20 protein-coding genes are annotated in these 22,280 nt (G+C 32.9%); 7 read left to right on the plus strand and 13 right to left on the minus strand.

What is annotated here, in order from left to right:
* The first annotated feature begins 165 nt into the window (after nt 1-165).
* The 3 genes from dsdX to A9G48_RS01190 all read left to right on the plus strand — a co-directional run bounded on the left by dsdX (nt 166) and on the right by A9G48_RS01190 (nt 3,563).
* Entirely contained in the window at nt 166-1,503 is a 1,338-nt protein-coding gene (gene dsdX, locus A9G48_RS01180) for a D-serine transporter DsdX (protein ID WP_034943305.1), read from the plus strand.
* Between the two features lie 21 nt (nt 1,504-1,524).
* Entirely contained in the window at nt 1,525-2,856 is a 1,332-nt protein-coding gene (locus A9G48_RS01185) for a D-serine ammonia-lyase (RefSeq protein ID WP_034943306.1), read from the plus strand.
* A gap of 227 nt (nt 2,857-3,083) precedes the next feature.
* A complete protein-coding gene (locus A9G48_RS01190; RefSeq protein ID WP_034943308.1) occupies nt 3,084-3,563 on the plus strand; it encodes a hypothetical protein in 480 nt (159 codons plus the stop codon).
* Between the two features lie 127 nt (nt 3,564-3,690).
* Here the strand turns inward: A9G48_RS01190 and amtB are convergent, their stop codons facing one another.
* From amtB to modF, 7 genes are all read right to left on the minus strand, one after another.
* On the minus strand, nt 3,691-4,974 hold the full coding sequence (gene amtB, locus A9G48_RS01195; protein WP_065575679.1) for an ammonium transporter AmtB: 1,284 nt from the start codon (nt 4,972-4,974) through the stop codon (nt 3,691-3,693).
* A 20-nt stretch (nt 4,975-4,994) separates the two neighbouring features.
* Nucleotides 4,995-5,333: a P-II family nitrogen regulator gene (glnK, locus tag A9G48_RS01200; RefSeq protein ID WP_034943312.1), complete on the minus strand. Its 339-nt coding sequence runs from the start codon at nt 5,331-5,333 to the stop codon at nt 4,995-4,997.
* A 291-nt stretch (nt 5,334-5,624) separates the two neighbouring features.
* Nucleotides 5,625-7,115 carry a dGTPase gene (dgt, locus tag A9G48_RS01205; protein WP_065575680.1) on the minus strand — a complete coding sequence of 497 codons (1,491 nt, stop codon included), beginning with the start codon at nt 7,113-7,115 and terminating at the stop codon, nt 5,625-5,627.
* A 25-nt stretch (nt 7,116-7,140) separates the two neighbouring features.
* On the minus strand, nt 7,141-8,211 hold the full coding sequence (purK, locus tag A9G48_RS01210; protein ID WP_034943318.1) for a 5-(carboxyamino)imidazole ribonucleotide synthase: 1,071 nt from the start codon (nt 8,209-8,211) through the stop codon (nt 7,141-7,143).
* Between the two features lie 2 nt (nt 8,212-8,213).
* The gene (gene purE, locus A9G48_RS01215; protein ID WP_034943320.1) at nt 8,214-8,714 is read right to left on the minus strand and encodes a 5-(carboxyamino)imidazole ribonucleotide mutase; all 501 of its coding nucleotides are present in this window, start codon (nt 8,712-8,714) and stop codon (nt 8,214-8,216) included.
* A 607-nt stretch (nt 8,715-9,321) separates the two neighbouring features.
* Entirely contained in the window at nt 9,322-11,325 is a 2,004-nt protein-coding gene (uvrB, locus tag A9G48_RS01220; protein WP_034943322.1) for an excinuclease ABC subunit UvrB, read from the minus strand.
* A gap of 397 nt (nt 11,326-11,722) precedes the next feature.
* Complete coding sequence (gene modF / locus A9G48_RS01225) at nt 11,723-13,183, minus strand: molybdate ABC transporter ATP-binding protein ModF (RefSeq protein ID WP_034943325.1); 1,461 nt, start codon at nt 13,181-13,183, stop codon at nt 11,723-11,725.
* Between the two features lie 548 nt (nt 13,184-13,731).
* On the opposite strand from modF, the gene modA reads away from it, so the two are divergent.
* From modA to A9G48_RS01240, 3 genes are read left to right on the plus strand one after another with little or no spacing between them, the layout of a single operon-like run.
* Nucleotides 13,732-14,487 (plus strand): molybdate ABC transporter substrate-binding protein, encoded by a 756-nt coding sequence (gene modA, locus A9G48_RS01230; RefSeq protein WP_034943327.1) that lies wholly within the window; start codon nt 13,732-13,734, stop codon nt 14,485-14,487.
* A gap of 9 nt (nt 14,488-14,496) precedes the next feature.
* A complete protein-coding gene (gene modB / locus A9G48_RS01235) occupies nt 14,497-15,189 on the plus strand; it encodes a molybdate ABC transporter permease subunit (protein ID WP_034943329.1) in 693 nt (230 codons plus the stop codon).
* Nucleotides 15,190-15,192: 3 nt separating this feature from the next.
* Entirely contained in the window at nt 15,193-15,873 is a 681-nt protein-coding gene (locus A9G48_RS01240) for an ATP-binding cassette domain-containing protein (RefSeq protein WP_034943332.1), read from the plus strand.
* Here A9G48_RS01240 and A9G48_RS01245 read toward each other — a convergent pair.
* From A9G48_RS01245 to A9G48_RS01260, 4 genes are all read right to left on the minus strand, one after another.
* A complete protein-coding gene (locus tag A9G48_RS01245) occupies nt 15,852-16,628 on the minus strand; it encodes a UDP-2,3-diacylglucosamine diphosphatase (RefSeq protein ID WP_051824992.1) in 777 nt (258 codons plus the stop codon). The genes A9G48_RS01240 and A9G48_RS01245 overlap by 22 nt on opposite strands.
* Nucleotides 16,597-17,088, minus strand: a complete 492-nt coding sequence (ppiB, locus tag A9G48_RS01250; protein WP_034943336.1) for a peptidylprolyl isomerase B — start codon at nt 17,086-17,088, stop codon at nt 16,597-16,599. The genes A9G48_RS01245 and ppiB overlap by 32 nt, the downstream gene beginning before the upstream one ends.
* A 72-nt stretch (nt 17,089-17,160) precedes the next feature.
* Nucleotides 17,161-18,012, minus strand: a complete 852-nt coding sequence (gene folD, locus A9G48_RS01255; protein WP_034943338.1) for a bifunctional methylenetetrahydrofolate dehydrogenase/methenyltetrahydrofolate cyclohydrolase FolD — start codon at nt 18,010-18,012, stop codon at nt 17,161-17,163.
* A 62-nt stretch (nt 18,013-18,074) separates the two neighbouring features.
* On the minus strand, nt 18,075-18,764 hold the full coding sequence (locus tag A9G48_RS01260; protein ID WP_034943340.1) for a DUF2884 family protein: 690 nt from the start codon (nt 18,762-18,764) through the stop codon (nt 18,075-18,077).
* Between the two features lie 273 nt (nt 18,765-19,037).
* Here A9G48_RS01260 and A9G48_RS01265 point away from each other — a divergent pair, with 273 nt between their 5' ends.
* Nucleotides 19,038-19,304 carry a GrxA family glutaredoxin gene (locus tag A9G48_RS01265; RefSeq protein ID WP_034943342.1) on the plus strand — a complete coding sequence of 89 codons (267 nt, stop codon included), beginning with the start codon at nt 19,038-19,040 and terminating at the stop codon, nt 19,302-19,304.
* Nucleotides 19,305-19,375: 71 nt separating this feature from the next.
* On the opposite strand, the gene tsaB is transcribed toward A9G48_RS01265, so the two are convergent.
* Both tsaB and A9G48_RS01275 read right to left on the minus strand, forming a co-directional pair.
* Entirely contained in the window at nt 19,376-20,059 is a 684-nt protein-coding gene (tsaB, locus tag A9G48_RS01270) for a tRNA (adenosine(37)-N6)-threonylcarbamoyltransferase complex dimerization subunit type 1 TsaB (protein ID WP_034943345.1), read from the minus strand.
* A gap of 30 nt (nt 20,060-20,089) precedes the next feature.
* A complete protein-coding gene (locus tag A9G48_RS01275) occupies nt 20,090-21,994 on the minus strand; it encodes an ATP-dependent DNA helicase (RefSeq protein ID WP_034943347.1) in 1,905 nt (634 codons plus the stop codon).
* Between the last annotated feature and the right edge of the window lie 286 nt (nt 21,995-22,280).

The following is a 22,280-nucleotide window of genomic DNA, read 5'->3' on the forward strand; positions in this document are numbered from 1 at the left end:
TTAAAAACGAATACAACTATTTGAAATAACGCATTATTTGATTTAAATCATTTTTTTGTACAAATTTAATTCATGTTAAGTTGTTTATTTATCATTTGTCAAATAATAACTAAAAACATTTAATAATATTGATAATTATAAAACATAACAGAGGAGTAGATAAAAATGAATTTCCAATTTTGGATTATTTGTGTATTAGTCTCAAGTATTATATTAATTGTTATTTCAATCGTGAAATGTAAGTTACACCCTTTTTTAGCCCTGTTACTTGCTAGCTTTTATGTTGGAGCGTTAATGAATATGCCTCCTTTAAAAATAATTTCTGCTATCGAAGATGGCATTGGTAATACATTAGGTTTCTTAGCAGCTGTCATTGGGCTAGGGACAATTCTTGGCAAAATGATGGAAATTTCAGGTGCAGCAGAAAGAATAGGAATAGCCTTACAAAAATTTCGTTGGTTATCGCCTGAAGTTATTATGGTATTAGTTGGTTTAGTGTGCGGAATCACTCTTTTTGTCGAAGTCGGAGTTGTTTTACTGATTCCTTTAGCTTTTTCTATTGCAAAAAAAACAAAAACATCTTTATTAACATTGGCAATCCCACTTTGTACGGCTCTAATGGCTGTTCATTGTATAGTGCCGCCACATCCTGCTGCACTGTACGTAACTAATGCATTAGGTGCTGATATGGGTACAGTTATTATTTTGGGTTTAGCGATCGGTCTTACTGCTTCACTAATTGGTGGGCCTATTTTTTTAAAAATCATTAAAAACAAAATACCTTTTAAACCTGTACCTACAGAATTTGCTCGCATGCGTGTAAAGGCTGAAGAGGAACTCCCATCGTTAGGCACAACTCTTTTAACGGTTTTGCTACCGATTATTTTAATGCTAATAAAAACAACTGCTGAACTTAATATTGATAAATCGAGTTCTATATACGGTATTTTAGAATTTATTGGCAATCCTATAACTGCCATGTTTATCGGTGCTTTTTTTGCCTATTATACTTTAGGGCATCGCCGCAATATGGGAATGTCAGTACTATTAACCAAGACAGAAGATTGTTTTTCATCTATCGCTAACATCTTATTAATCATTGGTGCTGGAGGTGCATTTAATGCAATTCTAAAAGAAAGTGGATTAAGTGATGGTCTAGCTAATATTTTATCCCACTTAGATATACATCCTATTTTATTAGCTTGGTTGGTCGCAATTATCTTACATGCAGCTGTTGGCTCAGCCACTGTAGCTATGATGGGAGCGACTGCGATTGTTTCACCTATGCTTCCACTTTATCCTGATATTAGTCCTGAAATTATAACATTGGCTATAGGCTCTGGCGCTATAGGTTGTACTATTGTTACCGATTCACTATTTTGGTTAGTTAAGCAATATTGTGGTGCATCATTGAATGAAATATTTAAATATTACACTTCAGCTACTTTCATTGCCTCATTGATCTCCTTAGCAAGTACTTTTTTATTATCTTACGTTATATAAAATAATTTTAAGAAGGAAATTATGAAAGCTTTAGACATTAAAAACTTAAAACAGCAATATCCTTTAATAGATCAATTGATGAAATTGGAGGAAACTATTTGGTTTAACCCAAAGGTGACCACATTAAAAGAGGCATTACCCTATGTTACGCTTACAAAAGATGATGTTGAAGATGCAAGCCAAAGATTACAACGATTTGCTCCATACTTAAGTAAAGCATTTCCAGAAACTGCCGAAATGAAAGGGATCATTGAGTCTGAAATTGTGATGATTCCAAAAATGAAAATTGCACTTGAAAAACGTCATCAAACAAAACTTATGGGTAATTTATTACTTAAAAAAGACAGCCATTTGCCCATTTCTGGTTCGATCAAGGCACGAGGTGGAATTTATGAAGTACTCACTCATGCTGAAAAACTAGCTTTTGAGCATGGCTTATTAGCAAAAAACGATGACTATAGCCAATTATTTTCAGATAAATTTAGATATTTTTTTAGTCAATACAGTATTGCTGTGGGTTCGACTGGAAACTTAGGCCTATCTATCGGAATTATAAGTGCCAAATTAGGCTTTAAAGTGACCGTTCATATGTCTGCCAATGCATGTGAATGGAAAAAACAGAATTTGCGCTCTCATAATGTAACGGTTATTGAGTATCAGCAAGATTATGGTTTTGCTGTTGAGCAAGGCCGTAAAGCTGCACAATCTGATCCAAATTGTTTTTTTATCGATGACGAAAATTCTAAAACACTTTTTTTAGGCTATTCTGTCGCAGGTCAACGTGTTAGGGAACAATTTAAAAAATTAAATGTCAAAGTAGATAATGAGCATCCATTATTTGTTTATCTACCTTGTGGTGTTGGTGGTGGTCCAGGAGGCGTTGCATTTGGATTAAAACTCGCTTTTGGCGATAATGTACACTGTATCTTCGCCGAACCAACCCATTCACCTTGCATGTTTTTAGGCGTTTACACGGGCTTACACGATAATATTTCGGTACAAGATATTGGTATTGATAATATCACCGCTGCTGACGGCTTAGCAGTAGGCAGACCCTCAGGCTTTGTTGGTCGCGCTATGGAAAGGTTACTTGATGGTTACTATACCATTTCCGATCAACATATGTATGATTTACTCAGCTTGTTGAATAAACAAGAGCATATTCAATTAGAACCTTCTGCTCTTGCTGGAATGTTAGGACCGTTCCTAGTAGAAGAAAACCAGTCTTATTTAGATCGTTTTCAAATTTCATTAAAAGCGTTAAAAAATGCAACACACCTAGTATGGGCAACAGGAGGGGGAATGGTTCCCAAAGAGGAAATGTGCAAATACCTTAATTTTGGAAATATTTAGTATCTAAAGTATTAAGTGTTTTTAAATATAATTTAAATAGTATTTTGGTAATCGACAAACAAGATATTATTTAATTAAATTTTAAAAAATAATAATAAAATTGAAGAATTTTATTCATTTTTATACTGATAACTTAAAGCGTTGTTAGAAAACAAGCAACAATCGTTTTTTTTAATTGTCCGATACATCGTTATATTATTGTCCTGAAATAAAAAGGAAATTATAGAATGAAGACACATAAAAAACCATTATTTACCTTAGTACAAAGGAGTGAATCAGTAGCTAAACAAAAAACCTTAAGCTATTTAGAAACAAAATTAGATTATCCTGATCGTATTGATGATATTATTGCATTACGTATTAAGGAGCTTAAATTGCATCATACTGAATATAAAGAAAAAGAGTATAACGAAAAAAATACTTTTCGTAATAATAAGGAATTTTCTTTCATATTTGGTGAAGTATTTGAATCGGAACATCATGAAAAACAAATTGGAATGTTAAAAGATGATATAGCTTTGGCTAAAGAATCAAATAAAGTAAAGAAATTACTTGGTACACGTTTAAAAGAAATGGCTAAGATTTATCCTGATGTCAAGCTTGATTTAAATGATGTTAATGTTATGCCAACAAAAATAAAGGAGCACCTTTTTGCGCCACCTTTAATCTTAACTGAAGATAATGCGATAATGCTTTGGGATGATTAAGCAATGGTCCCTTAATAATAAATAATTATCTACAGGGATGGCTCTCTGTAGATAATTTTTTGAAATTAATAGGTTTATTAAAAATAGGAAATATTAACTTTATTCCCAACTGGCTATTAAATCCCAACTAACTATTAAATGCTCTTTCACCATGACAGTTGATATCTAAACCTTCACTTTCATATTCTTCAGAAACTCTCAATCCAACACATAAATCAGCGATTTTATAAGCAAAGAATGATACAACAGTGGTCCAAACAACACACGTAATCACACTTATTAATTGAATACCAACTTGGCTTATTATTGTGACACCTTCAGCGTATCCTATTCCCCCAAAAATATCTGAAGTAAAAACACCTGTTAATAGGCAACCGACAATACCACAGACCCCATGTACACCAAATACATCACAGGTATCATCAACTTTCAAAGCTCTTTTTAATGAAGATACCCCCCAAACCCCTGAAAAACCAGAAATAATACCTATTAATAGTGCCCCCCCTACTCCAACAAAACCAGCAGCAGGTGTTATTCCAACTAACCCGGCTATCACACCAGATACTGCTCCAAGACATGATGGCTTGCCTCGTAACATCCATTCAGCTAATAACCAAGCTAGAACTGCAGCAGCTGTAGCAGCTATCGTATTAATAAACGCTAATCCTGCAATTTCATCCGCATGTGTTGATGAGCCTGCATTGAAACCAAACCAACCAATATAAAGAATAGCAGCACCAAGATACACATATGGTAAATTGAATGGTCTTAATGGTTCGCGGTTAAAGCCAATTCTATTTTTCAATAGATAAGCTCCTACTAGCCCAGCAATTGCCGCATTAATATGCACTACAGTACCACCAGCAAAATCTAACGCTCCCTCATCACAAAGAATACCACCACCCCAAATCATATGAGCTATTGGAATATAAGAAAAAGTGAACCATAACACCATAAAAATGATTACGGCAGAAAATCGAATTCGCTCGGCACATGCTCCTAAAATTAAACAACAAGTAATACATGCAAATGATCCTTGAAATGCAATCCAAATAAATTCATAAATTGAACCTGACAGATCTGAAATACCAATACCCATCAATAAGATATGCTGAAAGTTACCAAAAAACCAGTTTCCTTCACCAAAGGTAAGCGAATAACCATAAATAATCCATAACACTGCAATCAAGGAAAATGTCACTAAAACTTGTGATAATATCGATAACACATTTTTTGAACGCAACAGCCCTCCATAAAATAATGCAATTCCAGGGAATGACATGAATAAGACTAGTACAGTAGAAATCATCATAAAGCCATTATCCGCTTTATCAGATATTGTCACTTCTTCAGCAAAAGCAGGAACTGTTAGTAAAACAAGGGTTATTAAGCTAAGTAATTTTATTAACATAATTATATCCTTAACAACAGTTATAAAGCTGAATCATCGGTTTCACCGGTACGAATACGAACAACATGATCAAGTGAAGCAACAAAAATTTTACCATCGCCAATTTTGCCAGTATAAGCGGTTGTAGTAATGATATTAATAGCTTCATCAAGTTGTTCATCACTAATAGCTAAGTCAATTTTTACTTTAGGTAGAAAATTGACATTATATTCAGCCCCTCGATAAAGCTCTGAATGACCTTTTTGTCGACCAAAACCTTTAACCTCGGTAACAGTTAATCCCGTTATACCTATTTTTGAAAGCGATTCTCTTACTTCTTCTAGCTTAAATGGTTTAATTATCACAGTCAGTAATTTCATTTATTATTTCTCTCATTAATATGATAGGTGGGTAAGTTAATGCAAACATCGTGCCATAAAGTTATTAAAAGAGAAATTATTTGAAGAAATTGATGATAATCATTTTAAATATTGAGTTAACATATGGAATTATAATTACAAAACAATAAATCAAAATAGGCAGTATTTATTTAAATAATAATTACTTATTAAAAAAATTATTAAACAAATAGCTAGAAAACACTGCCTATTATGCACGAATATTGTGATGATACTTTTTGGTTGCCATTTGACTTTTAAGAAAAAAATAAATCAGAAAGTTACCATAAGTTTACGATATTCGTCATAAGCAAAATGATCTGTCATACCACTGATATAATCCTGTATCAGTCGGCATCGATAATAAAACTCCCAACAAGCAAAACTTGGTTCAATTTTTTCAATATTTTTAATCGCTTGTTGGTAAGCATCACAATGTTTAGCCGACAGTTTATGATAAAGTCTGGTTTCGATTGGATAACCTTGATGAACATTATCTTCGGCTAGCTTCAAAAACTCAGCCGTCGACATATTTAATAAAGGACTATAAATATCTAATAATCCACTAATAATACGGTAACCTTGTAATTCAATGTTTTCAACCGATTCATGATTAAAAACATGTTCAACCCCAACCCTTTTAAATATTTTTAATAATTGATATTCTGCACCATTATCTTCAAGTAATGCATGGTTAAACGAACCATGATAAATATCTTCAATATTTTCAATAAAGCGCTCAGCGGCATGAGGGACAAGCTTTCCTATTGCATTAACGCGTACGTACATAAAAAATTGCCCAATAGCAATAGCATTAAATCCATTTTTTTTTAAATTATCATATGGGCGTTTTACAACTCTACTAAACAAATCATTATCTTTAATTGTTCCCCAAGCTTTTTCTAAATAATGGTAAAGTTGTTGCACTGTAAACAGTTTCTTCTCAACAGCATCTTCAAGATCAGCAATACAATAAGAAATATCGTCAGCTGCTTCCATAATATAAGTAAGCGGATAACGATGGAATGGCTTAATTTCAAGTTGTTCAGATAATTTTTGAATGAATTGTTCTTCAGATAAATAATATCCTGGTTTTTTCATTAGATAAGAAAATTTAGCTGGCACATCATTTTTTGCCCAATAAGCAGGCTTAGAGTATTTAAGAATTGAAGCGACTTGCGAATAAGTAAGATTTAATCGTAAAATACTATGTATCAAACGTATTGCTTGAGCATTACCTTCAAAATTTGATAAATCTCGACGAATTTTAGTTTTTAATTTTTTAAGCTCGGTAGTATCCGATTCCTGTAACTCAAGTAATGGGTATTTAGATGGAGTATCGATCCCCAACCGTTCAATAAACCACTGATTAATTGCTTTTTCACCGAAATGCCCGAATGGGGGGTTACCTATATCATGCATTAAACAAGCCATTTCAACTAAACTTTCTATTGACATTATTGCACTATCTAACCCATATGTTTTAAGCTTCCGCCATTTACCAAGTCGATACATTATTTCTTTTACAATATAGCGGCCGACTTGCTGTACTTCCATAGAATGAGTAAGGCGAGTTCTGACAACTGAATTTCTCTCTAACGGAAAAACCTGCGTTTTTTGTTGTAAACGTCGAATAGCGGCTGAATTAATGATTCTCCCACGATCGCTTTCAAACTGGCGTACAATTGAATAGGCATCGGTTAAATCTTCACATACTTTACTTGTATAACGTTGATAGCTGATTTTTTTATTAAAATCTATCATATTTCAATCCTTTGTATTTATAATACTATAATTTTTGTATTGCCCATTCAATCGATGATTGATAATCAGTAGGTAAAAATGACGTTAAAAGAGTTAAAGATTGTTTTAGTTTAACGGATTGATAATGAGTTAAATTTAAATGCCCAACTTTACGACCTGTTCTAATTTCCTTTTGATACCAATGCAGGTGAACTAAATCAACGGATAACCAGCTAGGATTTAATTTAATTCCAATTAAATTAATCATGACAGAAGTAGAAAAAACATCAGGCATAGGGAGTGGCAATCCCAATATTGCACGAAGATGAAGTTCAAATTGACTTATCGATGCACCATTTTGTGTCCAATGCCCACTATTATGCACTCTAGGAGCCAATTCATTGATTAGTAAATCATTACCGATAACAAAACATTCCATTGCCATAACTCCCACATAATTTAATTTATGCATAATGGCTGATAGCATCTGCTCTGCTTTGGTTTGTAATATAGGTGATTCGTTCGGTTTAGCGACACATATTTTTAAAATACCTTCTTGATGTAAATTATTAGTAAGAGGGTAAAATGCCATTTCCCCTTTAGCGTTACGTGCTCCAACTAATGACATCTCTTTTTCGTAAGGAATCACTTGTTCAGCAATCGCATAGTGATAAATATCATCCGGAACCGATATGTCACTATCTATATTAATTCGCCACTGCCCTCTCCCGTCATAACCACCAGTTCGGCATTTAACAATGATTTGGTCACCAAGTTCGGTAAACAATTTTGGCCAATCCTGAGGTTGTTCTAAAGCGAACCATTTAGCAGTAGGTAAACTTAATTCATTAAGCAGTTGTTTTTGTGTTAAACGATCTGCTATTAGCGGAAATATATTTCGATTAATAAAATGGGGATGATTAGCTAAAATTTGCGTGAACGGTGTATCAGGCCAACTTTCAATTTCTGCAGTAATAACAGACTGTTGGTAGGGAATAGAGATAGGATCTACATCTAATCCAACAGGAAAAACCTTTATTCCTAAAGGTTCACCGGCTTCCTTAAGCATTCGGCCTAATTGACCATTACCTAACACGCAAACAGTTTGAAGTTTCATAATTATGCATCTACTCTAGGATCGGGATGATTTAAAACATCATCAGTTTGACTTAATCGCCATGTTGATAAGCGTTGATAAATACCTTTATCATGCAAGGAAAGTATTTGTGCAGCAAGTAATGCTGCGTTAACCGCTCCGGATTTACCTATCGCTAACGTACCAACAGGAATACCTTTGGGCATCTGTACAATTGAATATAAGCTATCTACACCATTTAGTGCTTCACTTTGAATTGGTACCCCTAATACAGGCACTAAGGTTTTAGCAGCTAACATACCAGGTAAATGCGCAGCACCACCAGCACCTGCAATAATCACATTAAATCCTTTTAGTTTTGCATTTTCGGCAAATTGAAATAGCTTATCGGGAGTACGATGAGCAGAAACGATTTCAACATGGTAAGTAATAGTTAATTCATCTAGCACGTTTGCAGCATGTTGAATAGTATTCCAATCACTTTTAGAACCCATTACAATGGCAACTTTAGGTTGAGTGTGCATAAAAAACCATCTAAATATTTGAACCATTAAGTGCTCAAAGTATACACTAATATTTTGCCCATGGGGATAACAATAATAATTTTAACTCAATATAAATTTAAAAAATTAACAAGTTGCTTGGTTATTTTATAAATTAGAAATTGTTTTAATTTGGCTTAATAAAGCAAAAGCAATGTAACTTTAAGTTTTCACTTTAATTAAACTTAATAAATTTATTTTTGAGCATAATTGCTTTATGCTCATTCATTGACAGCCACAATAATTTTGGCTTCAACTAAGTAATCGCCATGCATTTACCTAAAATTCTCAGTCATCAACAAGTTCACACTCCCTAACTCCCCTTTCATCGCATACTTGTTTTATTGCTACAAAATCGCTTTTATTTACCACAAATGAATTTATGCCTAAAATATAATCTTTTATCACCATTAGTTAACACTAAAATTTGATTTATTTCTGCTAACGCACTTTTTATTTGCTCATAAGCATCATTTTCCAGATTGATAGGGATACTGGTATAGTAAATAATTTCATTATGAACCACTACTTCCTACAAACAATTTTCGGGTTCAATTCGAATTATCTCTATGATGCTTCTTTTAATTTATTAAGATGCAGTAATAAAATCAGCACGTAATTTTTTTATTTCATCACGCAATACGCCTGCCTTTTCAAATTCTAGATTTTGTGCCGCTTCGTACATCATTACTTCAAGCTCTTTGACTTTAGCCTGAACCTCTTTAACCGAAACATAGTGATACGGTTTACCCGGTTCAAATGCTTCAACTTTTGTTATGGATTTTTTGGTACTTAAACCTGCATCTAAAATATCTTTGATTTCTTTACGTACCGATTTTGGTGTAATATTATGTTCTGTATTAAAATCCTCTTGTTTTTTGCGACGGCGTGCAGTTTCATCAATGGTTTTTTGCATTGCTTGAGTAATTCTATCCGCATATAAAATCGCTTTACCATTTACATTTCTGGCTGCGCGCCCAACTGTTTGAATTAACGAACTTTCTGAACGTAAAAAGCCTTCTCGGTCTGCATCTAAAATGGCAATAAGAGAGACTTCAGGAATATCTAATCCTTCTCTCAATAAGTTAATCCCAACCAACACATCTACTTTACCTAAACGCAAATCACGAATAATTTCCATACGCTCAACGGTGTTAATATCCGAATGCAGATATCTAACATTAACATTATGCTCAGATAAATAATCTGTTAAGTTTTCAGCCATACGTTTAGTTAATGTAGTGACTAAAACTCGCTCATCATTATTAATACGAATTTTAATTTCAGAAAGCAGATCATCAACTTGGGTATTAACTGGCCTCACTTCAATAACAGGATCTAACAACCCGGTCGGTCTAACCACTTGCTCAATGATTTCACCACCTGATTTTTCAATTTCGTATTTAGCAGGTGTTGCCGAAACATAAATGGTTTGCGGCATTATATTTTCAAATTCAGCAAACTTTAATGGTCGATTATCTAGAGCAGAGGGTAATCGAAATCCATATTCAACTAAATTAAGTTTACGTGAACGGTCACCGTTGTACATAGCTCCTAATTGAGGAATAGCAACGTGGGATTCGTCAATAAATAATAATCCATCAGCAGGTAAATAATCAAATAAAGTCGCTGGAGGATCGCCTGGGTTACGTTGTGCTAAAAATCTTGAATAGTTTTCGATCCCTGAACAATAACCTAATTCTGTCATCATTTCGATATCAAATAATGTACGTTGAGTTAAACGTTGTTCTTCTAAAAGGCGGTTATTGTCTAATAGCACTTTTTGTCGTTGCTTTAGTTCTTGTTTAATCTGTGCAATAGCATCATCCATAATATTTCTTGGTGTAACATAATGTGTTTTAGGATAAATAGTAATTCGTGATACTTCATTAACGCTATTACCTGTCAGTGGGTCGAACATAACAATACGCTCGACTTCATCATCAAATAGTTCAACACGCACAGCCAGCTCGTCAGAATCTGCTGGGAATATATCGATTACATCCCCACGTACCCGAAAAGTACCACGACTGAAACCAATTTCATTACGTGTGTATTGTAATTCCGCCAATCTAGTTAAAATTGAACGTTGATCGGTGATTGTCCCTTTCGTTAAATGCAAAATCATTGACATATAAGTTTCAGGTGCACCTAAACCATAAATTGCCGATACAGATGCCACAATCACCACATCACGACGTTCTAGAAGAGATTTAGTCGCAGACAGACGCATTTGTTCAATATGTTCATTTATTGAAGCATCTTTTTCAATAAAAGTATCAGTCGAAGGCACATAAGATTCGGGTTGATAGTAGTCATAATAAGAGACAAAATATTCAACTGCATTTTCGGGGAAAAAAGCCTTCATTTCACCATATAATTGAGCTGCTAGGGTTTTATTTGGAGCTAAAATAATTGTTGGACGGTTATGTTTGGCTATAACATTTGCCATGGTAAATGTTTTTCCAGATCCTGTTACACCTAATAATGTTTGATGGGCAATCCCATCATCAAGATTTTGGTTAATTTTCTTTATTGCTTCTGGTTGATCGCCAGCAGGTTTAAAATCAGAACATAATTTGAATTTTTTCATTCTATCGCAACCTAATATTTTACCTATTAATAAAAAATTATCCCCAAAAGGACTTGACCTTTTAAAATATTATATTTTTTGTTCAAACAATATAAAAACAATTAAACATGACAGAAAAATGAAAGCTTGATTTATAATAACATATTGATAAAATTAAATATAATTATCAAAGCTTACAATCTAAACAAATTAAAACAAATCCTGATAGTAATTGAATTTATCACTGTTTTCAATAAACTACTAACAGAGTTATCCACAGGCTTGGGGGATAACTCTATAAGTATAGTCTTTTTAAACTTTTTTCAACTTTTGAGAAAAAAAAGGAGGTTTATAACATACTAAAAACATCGTTTTTTTCTATTTTTATTCTATTATTTGATAGTAGAAAACTAACAAATTATTTTATCTGCTCTAACTTATATTGATAGCTAAAATCAACATTAGGCACAAAAGTTAGTCGATGTGTGATACATTTTGGAGCATCTTCAACATGATGAGACACAAAAAGTAATTGTGTATTTCCCTCTTTAATTAAACGATCTATCCATCTCTTAACCAATTCTCTATTTAAATGATCGAGCCCTTGTAACGGTTCATCTAAAATAAGCAGCGAGGGATGTTTAACCAAGGCTCTGGCTATTAAAACTAATCGCTGTTGCCCCCATGAAAGCGAATGAAATGGTTTATCAGATTGCAATTGCAAACCTAATAATTGTAGCCATTCATCAGCCAATTTAACTTGTTTATCACTTGTAGCTTGGTATAAACCTATCGAATCAAAATAGCCCGATATTAATACTGCTTTAACGCTAATATTCATACGGTACTCAAGATGTAAACTGCTACTAACGTAACCAATATGTCGTTTTATTTCCCATATTGTCTCACCAGAACCTCGCTTGCGGCCAAATAAAGTAAGGTCATTATTATAACCTTGAGGATGATCCCCTGTGATTAAACTTAACAATGTTGATTTGCCAGAACCATTAGGTCCGATAATTTGCCAATTTTGATGTGCTTTAACATGCCAAGTTAATCCATTAATAACGATTTTATTGTCATATCTAACATAACCATTATTTAAACTAATACGATCTAATTCATCTGCTAGTTGGATTGATGGGCCATCAGCATCAGGCAATGGTAAGTTAGATATGTTTTCTAAATAGACTAGCTGCTTAACCATTGTATCCTCTAATATTGTGTCTTTTAAACCAAATTTCAACAGCTGGCAATCAGCTAATATACCAATATTATTAATAAATGCGGGAATTTCATTAAACCGATTTAAAACTAAAACAATAGTAATACCTTGCTCAGATAAGGCAGAAAGTATATTGGTCAAATTTTCTCGATATGCAACATCTAAACCATCAAAGGGTTCATCTAATATCAGTAACTCTGGTTGTTGCATTAATGCCTTACAAATAAGCGTTTTACGAGCCTCACCTGTCGAAAGATATTTAAAACGTCTAGATAAAAGGTTAGTTATTCCAAATTGTTTAGCCAACATTTGACAAAGCACATTGTCCGAATTATTTTCTTGGATAATCTGTGCTGTTGTTAATCCGGTATCGTTTTCACCTTCACTCAACATGTCGGTATTATTTCGTTTCCATTCATCATCAATCAGCTTTTGTAGCTGCTCAAACGAAATATGCGTTATCGATTTAAATTCGTTAAGCACTTTACCAAATAAGAGTTGCTGCTCGCCAACCAATGCTTTAACTAATATGGATTTTCCACTTCCATTACGTCCAATAAAAGCCGTATTACTACCTTGCTTAATAGTCAGGGATTGAATATCAAAGACTTTAAAGTCATTTATCTTAAAGCATGCTTTTTCTATTTCTAACATGATCCCTCCTTTACCTAAACGATAGTCACGATAATTATATGCTGTAAATTAATGGATAGCATAATTTACCTCTATTCCATTAATCATAGAATTTCGATATATTGAGTTAACTTGGTGATATATAACTTTATACCCGATGATAATTAACAATCAATCACTCTCTTGACCATCGTTTTTAATTTAATATTAATTGTATTTCTTGAAAAAACATAATGTTAACACCATAAAAAGCATTTTTGCTTAATTATTGCTCACACTAAAGCTCATTGTAATCTTTTTAAATATGACATCAAAACTTACGAAAAATCATCTCAAATATTGGTCATATTTACTTATATAAAAATTTTGATAATACGAAAAATTAAATAAACTTAATATTTATAGAATATTGTATTAAAGCTGAACTTTAGTTGTACTTTATAAATTAAGTTTGGTAATATCATTATATTTCATTTTACATAACACTAATTAATAAAGGTGATAAATATAAGTTATGGCAGCATACTTATAAAAAATAAGATCGGCATCTCAATTATGTAAGGAATAAAATGCAAAAAATATTTGGAATGATTTTTACTGCTGCTACAATGGTGCTGATTTTCTCATCGAATGCTACTGAAAAAATAACAGTTTTTGCAGCTGCGTCCCTAACCAACGCTATGCAAGATATTGCAACAATTTATAAAGATGAACATAATAATGCCGATATTGTGTTTTCTTTTGCATCTTCCTCAATATTAGCTAAACAGATTGAACAAGGTGCGTTAGCAGACATATTTATGTCAGCGGATCAAAAATGGATGACCTATCTTATTGATCATCATTTAACGACTAATAAAGAAGATTTATTAAAAAATACTCTCGTTTTAATCGCACCAATACAATCTAAATTAAATTCTATTGAAATTAATGCTAAAACAGATTGGGATAAAATCTTACCTAAAGAAGAAAGAATAGCTCTTGGTGATCCTGAACATGTTCCAGCAGGACTTTATGCCAAAGAATCACTCATTAATTTAGGCGTTTTTGATAAATTATCATCACAATTTGCTCCTGCCACCAATGTTCGTGATGCTCTTATGTTAGTGGAGCGTAATGAAGCTGCCCTCGGGATTGTATATAATACTGACGCTAAAGTAAGTGATAAAGTAAAAATTATCGGTATCTTTCCTACCAATACTTTTAAGTCAATTGAATATCCAATAACCTTACTAAATACTAATGCGATAAATTTTTATCAATATTTACAATCACCACAAGCCAAAGTTATCTTTGAAAAATACGGGTTTATAACTAAACAGTAAATTACGCATATGATATTGACCGAAATTGAATGGCAAACATTATTACTAAGCTTAAAAATAGCTAGTGCGGCAATATTTTTTAGTTTGCCGATAGGAATTTTAACTGCTTGGGTTTTAGCTCGATGCAAATTTTTTGGTAAGTCCTTGTTTGACAGTTTTGTACACCTTCCGTTAGTGTTACCGCCTGTTGTTTTAGGTTATTTATTGCTATTAACTATGGGGCGACGTGGTGTTATTGGTCAGTGGTTAAATGAATATTTAAACATTAGCTTTAGTTTCAATTGGCAAGGTGCTGCGTTAGCTTCAGGAGTGGTTGCTTTTCCACTTATGGTGCGCTCAATTCGTTTGGCTATTGAATCAATAGATACGCGTTTAGAAAATGTAGCTCGAACACTCGGTGCACATAAATTTCGTGTCTTCATGACTATCACTTTACCCTTAGCTTTTCCGGGGATTTTAATGGGGGTGATTTTAAGCTTTGCACGTTGTTTAGGTGAGTTTGGCGCAACTATTACCTTTGTATCCAATATTCAAGGTGAAACGCGCACATTACCATTAGCAATGTATACATTATTACAGACCCCAAATGGTGAATCAGCAGCGTTACGATTATGTACTATTTCTATTCTATTGTCATTAATTGCACTAGTTTTATCAGAAGCATTGAACCGTAGGCATAAAAATAAATTATCTGGGCAATAAACTATGTTAAAGATACATATTAATAAGCAGATTCCTTCTTTTTTATTTCAATTTCATCATGACATTCCCTGCCAAGGTATTACTGCAATATTAGGTGTTTCCGGTTCAGGTAAGTCAACATTAATAAGCATGATTAATGGATTAACTAAGCCGGATCACGGTTATATTATCCTTAATGATAAACTACTTGTTGATACTAATAATAATCTATTTGTCGTACCAGAAAACAGGCATATTGGTACTGTTTTTCAAGATGCTTTACTATTTCCTCATTATAAAATCATCAAAAATCTCACTTATGGGATGAATGAATTAACCTATAATAGGTTTGACGAGATCGTTGATGTACTTAATATTCGTTCATTGTTAAACCGTTATCCAGCAATGTTATCAGGTGGTGAGAAACAGCGTGTGTCTATAGGCCGAGCATTATTAACGGATCCAACATTATTACTAATGGATGAACCACTTTCTGCACTTGATATGCCTAGAAAAAAAGAGTTATTAACCTATATTCAAAAATTAAATTATAATTTTGATATTCCCATTATTTATGTCACGCATAATATTAATGAAGTAAAAAAAATAGCTAATCATGTCGCCATTTTAGAACAAGGTAAATTAATAAATTATGGTAAAACAGAACATATTTTAAAGACCAACTATTTGAAAGAATGGCTATAGAGTTTTAATTGGTTACTATTTTGTTCCTGTTTAATGTACGAAATACCATCATGCCATGCACCCAGTACAATTCTAGATACAGATTTACCTTCAATGAAAAAATGATGGTTTGCTGGTTTGTGAGTATGACCGTGTACCATAATATTTGCATTATGTTTAATCATCATTTCAACTACAGCTTGCTGATTCACATCCATAATAATTTGAGGTTTTATTTGATTATGCTGGCTACTTTTCTTTCGCAATTTATCTGCAATTTTCAGTCGAATGAAAAATGGTAAAAATAAAAATAGCTTTTGAAGCCATTTATTGTGCATAACATTACGAAATTTTTGATATTGCAGATCATCTATACACAATAAATCTCCATGTAATAAAATGATATTTTTGTCCTGATTTGGTAAGCTGCTAATATCAGACAAAATCGTCATATCACATAATTGAGCGTATTTATTCCCTAATAAAAAATCACGATTACCATGTACAAAATATTTAGTAATCTGCTTTTGGGATAGTGCATTTAATGCTTGAGCAATCTTCTTATTCAAATTGGTTCTCACATCATCACCAACCCAATAATCAAACAGATCACCTAAAATATATAATTCACATTTCTCAGGTAAGGTATCTAAAAAAGATAGAAAGCCTCCCAACACGCCAAAATGACCGGAGGCAGGCTCATTGTCTGCTAGATGAATATCAGCAATAAAATAACGGGCAGGATTATTCAACCGTAACACTCGTAATGATGACATCTTCAACTGGAACGTCAGAATGCATACCATCGCGTCCGGTTTTTACGGATTTAATTTTATCTACAACGTCAAGCCCGTCTACAACTTCAGCGAAAACACAATAGCCATAACCACTCATATCTGGCGAGCGAAAATTCAAATAATCATTATCAACCACGTTAATGAAAAACTGTGCAGTTGCCGAATGAGGATCTGGGGTGCGAGCCATCGCCAATGTCCCACGATTATTTTTTATGCCATTATCCGCCTCATTTTTAATTGGCGCCTTTGTTTTTTTCTGTTTCATACCGGGTTCAAAGCCACCGCCTTGAATCATAAAACCATCAATAACCCTATGAAAAATAGTATTATTATAAAAACCTTCTTGGCAATATTCAATAAAATTCTTAACTGTTTCTGGTGCTTTATCATTAAAAGTTTTAACTTTAATGTCACCTAAATTAGTATGAAGTATGATCATAACATGTTCCTTATTTTCCATTTTTAAATGATTTATTTCAATACATTAAAAATGTGTCTAACATAAAATAATTTATTTATTAAATTTTTCGCATGCTTCAAGCGTATTGCTCATTAACATTGCTACTGTCATCGGACCTACACCACCAGGAACAGGTGTGATCCAACCAGCACGTTTCATGGCTGTATCAAACTCAACATCCCCAACTAGTTTACCATCAGGTAAACGATTAATACCAACATCAATTACAATTGCACCTGGTTTTATCCATTCACCTTTTACATAATTAGGTATACCTACACCAGCAATCACAATATCAGCATTATTTACATGTTTTGCAAGATCTATTGTTCGACTATGAGTAATGGTTGTTGTACAACCTAATAGCAACAATTCTAAGGCCATTGGGCGACCAACAATACTTGATGCACCAACAACAGTAGCATTTAATCCAGATAGGTTTATACCTGTAGATTTTAATAGTTTAACTATACCATAAGGAGTACATGGGCGTAAAATTGGGTCACGTTGTAATAAATGCCCAATATTATATGGATGAAAACCATCTACGTCTTTACTCGGCTCTATGCGTTCAAGCACTTTAGTTTTATCGATGTTATCGGGTAATGGAAGTTGTACTAAAATCCCATGCACATCAATGCGACAATTTAATTCATCAATTAGTGCTAACAGTTCATCCGTCGTCGAATAAGGAAAGTCATAATCAAATGAAATAAAACCAACATCTTCGCAAGCTTTTCGCTTATTTTTAACATAAATTTTCGATGCAGGATCTGAACCCACTTGTATTACTGCAAGCCCAGGGACAGATAACCCTTTTTCAATCCGAATTTTTACCTTAGTCGCAATGTCATTTCGCACTTGTTGTGCTAATGCTTTACCATCAATTATATGTGCAGTCATGGGCTTTAATTCTTTATCCAAATAAAAATAATATTCTCGCAAAAGTTTTTATTAATGTCTATTCACTTGTCATTCAATTGATTAAGATAAATTAATATTTTTTGATATTGCTCATCTATATGGGTAATAACAGAACAAACATACTCATCAAATACTTTTAATTTCGGTTTTTGCAATTTCCATTCTTTTTTAGATATTTGTTTAATTGCATTGTAATTTTTAAATATATTTAGTTGTAAAATACTGTTTCCCACAACATTTAAAAAAATTTCTTGACCAATAGCTTCACCATCTTTTTTTAAATTATTATAATTCTTATAATTAAAATAGGTTTCATTGTTGATAGTAACTATTGATTGCTGTAATAAGTTTACAAGACGCTTATATAATGTTTTTAATTCGCTACTTAGTTGGCTATCATTATTTAATCTTGTTTGAATCGCCTTTTCAAATATTTCATATACTTCTCTTAACAAATTTAAAGTCTGTTGTTCCAATTGTGGTAGATGTTGCCGTAACTCTTGCTGAAATTGAGTTGTTACATTTTGTAATTGTGACCCTAAGGTTATCGATTTACCATTAAAAATTACCTCACCATCAGGTAATATTAACATATCACTTTTTTTATTAAAAATATGCACATTTTGGTCATTAATTGTTATATTGTAACTTGGTTTAACCATGCATTCCTTATAAGATGCAAAAACCATGAAGGGAAATAATACTAAAACAAATAAAATTTTTTTTAACATATTTACACCCAATTAGTTATCAAAGTTAGATTATAATCTATTATTTGGTCACAAAGATAACAAAAGATGGCTCACTGCTTATGTATTGATAAATAGAACATAAAATTGAAAATAATGGAAAAACTCGCTAGATACTATTTTTAAAGCTAACTCACTTTCAAACAGTCAAATTAATGGATATAATCTTTTTGATTAACTATAATTAGATACTTTTAATTTTCTAAAAGTTAAGTATAGTAAATGCAACTTAAATTCACTTACCAGAGGTGTTAAATGTATACCGTAATTTTCGGGCGTCAAGGGTGTCCTTACTGTGTGCGAGCAAAAGAGCTTGCCGAAAAGCTTTCACAAGAACGCGATGATTTTTCATATCGTTATGTAGATATTAATGCTGAAGGTATCACGAAAGAAGATTTATCTAAGAGCGTTGGAAAACCTGTAGAAACAGTTCCACAGATTTTTATTGATGAAAAACCAATCGGCGGTTGTACTGATTTCGAAGCTTATGCAAAAGAGCATTTAGGACTTTATAAAGAATAAGTAATATTAATAATTTTCATATAAAATTTAAGCCCCAAAAATGAGGCTTAAATTTTTATGTTTACTCTATTTTATTGACGTCCAGGTAGTTTTTTCCATGTTACTTCATTACGCAAATAAGTTGGTTCAACTTCTTCAACGTTAATTATGTCTTTTCTTTTCCATTTTTGATCTGCAATCACAATTAAATCTTGAGCATGAGGCAGTAAAATATTACTTCGTTTTATATTGTTAAGCATATTTGGGTAAGTTTGCCATCCGGTACCAGCACTATAACTATTTTCATTAATATTCTGCACTTTTTCGATTACTTGTTCCGGAGCAATAACGCATTCGGGTATTATCGTTTGCCATTGATTATTAATATAACGATACTGCCCTAAATAAACTTCATTCATTCTCGCATCAATAGCTGCAATTATATCTGTTGCCTGTTCTGTACGGTATACACCTTGCACTAAAGTCATAAGAGTTGATACACCAATCATTGGTTTACCAATGCCTAAAGCCAAACCTTGTGCAACCCCAATGCCGATTCGAACACCAGTAAAACTACCAGGACCTTGTCCAAAAGCGATTGCATCAATTTTTGAAAGTGAACAATCAGATTGTTTGAGTAATTTATCAACCATTGGCAATATTTGTTTGGTATGATCGCGAGCAGAGATAATAAAATCATATGTGATTTCGTTCTGGTAGGACAAAGCTACTGAACAGGCTTCTGTTGAAGTATCAATGGCTAAAATAGTACTCATTTTTTCCTCAAAATAATTAATCTTTTCAAATCAGCTTTTAGTTAATAGGAAATTAATAACCTTATTAACATCTCGAGTTCTTGGCGAAGGTGGCAAGCTATTAATAAAAGTTGCACCATAAGGTCGCATCACTAGACGATTATCACAGATAATAATCGCCCCCCGATCATCATGGTGGCGAATTAATCGCCCAACACCTTGTTTTAAAGTGATTACCGCTTCGGGTAACTGTACTTCATCAAATGCGTCACCACCTTGCATTTGGCAATCTTCCATCCGAGCTTTAATCAATGGATCTTCTGGTGATATAAAAGGCAATTTATCTATAATAACACATGATAGAGTATCGCCTCTAACATCAATGCCTTCCCAAAAGCTACTAGTAGCAATTAATAATGCGTTGCCGCTTTGAATAAACTGTTCAAGTAACTTAATTTTGCTGGTTTCCCCTTGGACTAGCACTGGTAATTGTATTAGTTCCCTAAATTGCTTAGCTAAAGCATTCACCATGGCGTAAGAAGTACATAAGAAAAAACAACGCCCGTTATTTGCTTCGATTACAGGTAATAAAATTTCAACAAGTTTTTCAGCATTACCTTTTTCATTAGGAGAAGGAATATAACGAGGAACACATAATATCGTTTGATGTTGATAATCAAAAGGGCTTTCTAGTATCAATGAATCGGCATTAATTAGTCCTAAACGTTTAGTAAAATAGCCTAATTGATTATCAACCGATAATGTTGCAGAAGTAAATATCCAGCTTCCTTTTCGTTCAACTAACAGTTCAGCAAATTTATCCGAAACGGATAAGGGTGTTAAAGCAAATATAAAATAGTTAGGTGTACTTTCATACCAGTAACTAAACCCCATTACTTTTGTTTCGCTTAATCTTTTTAAAAGTAAAATATATTGATTCACTCGTTCAAAACAGTTATCTAATGTGGTGGACCTCCCTAAACCCAATAATAGAATCTCATGACAAAAGTTCAATGCATCAAATAGATAAGACAACTCATTTTTTATTGATTCTTGACTCAAAAGATATCGCAAGTTTCCTTTTGGGGCTTGCTGGCTAACAATGATACGTAGATCTTGAACACTTTTTTGCAATTTATCTGCACACTGCTGTAATTGAGACATATCTTTTACTTCCGTCCGATAACAAAGCATAATTTGTTTAGATAAATCAAATAATTGCCTACTATTCAATTGTTGCCCAAAATAATGACAAGCTAAATCTGGCAATTGATGTGCTTCATCAAAAATCATGACATCAGCTTTAGGTATAAGTTCGCCAAATCCAGTATCTTTAACAACGATATCCGCCAAAAATAGATGATGATTAACTACAACAATATCTGCATTTAATGCACGTTTACGGGCTTTGACAACATAACAATCGTTATAATGCTCGCAATCACTGCCAAGACAAGACTCATTAGTGCTCGTCAGTATTGTCCAAATTGCATTCTCTTCAGTCACGTTAGCACATTTGCTAATATCACCATCTTTTGTTTTAATTGACCAGTTCTTTACACGTGCTAAATCCACTCTTAGCTCTTTATTAAGATCACCCGCAGCAGCATATTGGTGATACAACCGTTCTAAACAAAGGTAATTAGAGCGTCCTTTAAGCAACGATACTTTGCCCGTGTAATTCAATGCCTTTTTGATAATTGGCAAGTCTTTACTAAATAACTGTTCTTGTAGGTTTTTAGAACCAGTTGACAATATTACTTTTTTATCACTTCGCAAAGCAGGTACTAAATAAGCAAATGTTTTACCCGTTCCAGTTCCTGCTTCAACAACAAGCGATTGCTGTTTTTTTATTGACTCAGTAATTTTACTTGCCATGATCCTTTGTGGTTCTCGAGCCACAAAGCCTTCAATAGTTTTAGCTAGCAAACCATTATCTGCAAAATCATCAATCACTTAAATCACACCTAATTAAAAAAAACAGCTTTAAATAAACTTTTAAAAATTATTTAATAAATTATACAAGGTTATACTATAAGAAACAGTGTAAAACAGCTGTATTTATTACAATGGAATGGGATAATTAATAACCTATGAATTAGTCATACTATAACAATAACTTTTCAAAAAAGATATATTTGAATTCAAACCTAATTTAATGAAATAATACTAAAAATAAGAGTAACTAAAAAAATATTTACTAAATAAATTATCCATTTGGTAAATTAGGTTTTATTACCAA

The sequence above is a fragment of the Gilliamella sp. wkB18 genome (assembly GCF_001690875.1).
Lineage (GTDB): Bacteria > Pseudomonadota > Gammaproteobacteria > Enterobacterales > Orbaceae > Gilliamella > Gilliamella apicola_A.

What these genes read in the sequence shown, in the direction of transcription:
- modF (WP_034943325.1), bottom strand. Translation starts at nt 13,183, where the DNA reads ATGTTAGAAATAGAAAAAGCATGCTTTAAGATAAATGACTTTAAAGTC.
- A9G48_RS01260 (WP_034943340.1), bottom strand. Translation starts at nt 18,764, where the DNA reads ATGTTAAAAAAAATTTTATTTGTTTTAGTATTATTTCCCTTCATGGTT.
- A9G48_RS01240 (WP_034943332.1), top strand. Translation starts at nt 15,193, where the DNA reads ATGTTAAAGATACATATTAATAAGCAGATTCCTTCTTTTTTATTTCAA.
- folD (WP_034943338.1), bottom strand. Translation starts at nt 18,012, where the DNA reads ATGACTGCACATATAATTGATGGTAAAGCATTAGCACAACAAGTGCGA.
- A9G48_RS01265 (WP_034943342.1), top strand. Translation starts at nt 19,038, where the DNA reads ATGTATACCGTAATTTTCGGGCGTCAAGGGTGTCCTTACTGTGTGCGA.
- dsdX (WP_034943305.1), top strand. Translation starts at nt 166, where the DNA reads ATGAATTTCCAATTTTGGATTATTTGTGTATTAGTCTCAAGTATTATA.
- ppiB (WP_034943336.1), bottom strand. Translation starts at nt 17,088, where the DNA reads ATGATCATACTTCATACTAATTTAGGTGACATTAAAGTTAAAACTTTT.
- A9G48_RS01190 (WP_034943308.1), top strand. Translation starts at nt 3,084, where the DNA reads ATGAAGACACATAAAAAACCATTATTTACCTTAGTACAAAGGAGTGAA.
- purK (WP_034943318.1), bottom strand. Translation starts at nt 8,211, where the DNA reads ATGAAACTTCAAACTGTTTGCGTGTTAGGTAATGGTCAATTAGGCCGA.
- tsaB (WP_034943345.1), bottom strand. Translation starts at nt 20,059, where the DNA reads ATGAGTACTATTTTAGCCATTGATACTTCAACAGAAGCCTGTTCAGTA.
- amtB (WP_065575679.1), bottom strand. Translation starts at nt 4,974, where the DNA reads ATGTTAATAAAATTACTTAGCTTAATAACCCTTGTTTTACTAACAGTT.
- modB (WP_034943329.1), top strand. Translation starts at nt 14,497, where the DNA reads ATGATATTGACCGAAATTGAATGGCAAACATTATTACTAAGCTTAAAA.
- A9G48_RS01185 (WP_034943306.1), top strand. Translation starts at nt 1,525, where the DNA reads ATGAAAGCTTTAGACATTAAAAACTTAAAACAGCAATATCCTTTAATA.
- uvrB (WP_034943322.1), bottom strand. Translation starts at nt 11,325, where the DNA reads ATGAAAAAATTCAAATTATGTTCTGATTTTAAACCTGCTGGCGATCAA.
- dgt (WP_065575680.1), bottom strand. Translation starts at nt 7,115, where the DNA reads ATGATAGATTTTAATAAAAAAATCAGCTATCAACGTTATACAAGTAAA.
- A9G48_RS01245 (WP_051824992.1), bottom strand. Translation starts at nt 16,628, where the DNA reads ATGTCATCATTACGAGTGTTACGGTTGAATAATCCTGCCCGTTATTTT.
- purE (WP_034943320.1), bottom strand. Translation starts at nt 8,714, where the DNA reads ATGCACACTCAACCTAAAGTTGCCATTGTAATGGGTTCTAAAAGTGAT.
- glnK (WP_034943312.1), bottom strand. Translation starts at nt 5,333, where the DNA reads ATGAAATTACTGACTGTGATAATTAAACCATTTAAGCTAGAAGAAGTA.
- modA (WP_034943327.1), top strand. Translation starts at nt 13,732, where the DNA reads ATGCAAAAAATATTTGGAATGATTTTTACTGCTGCTACAATGGTGCTG.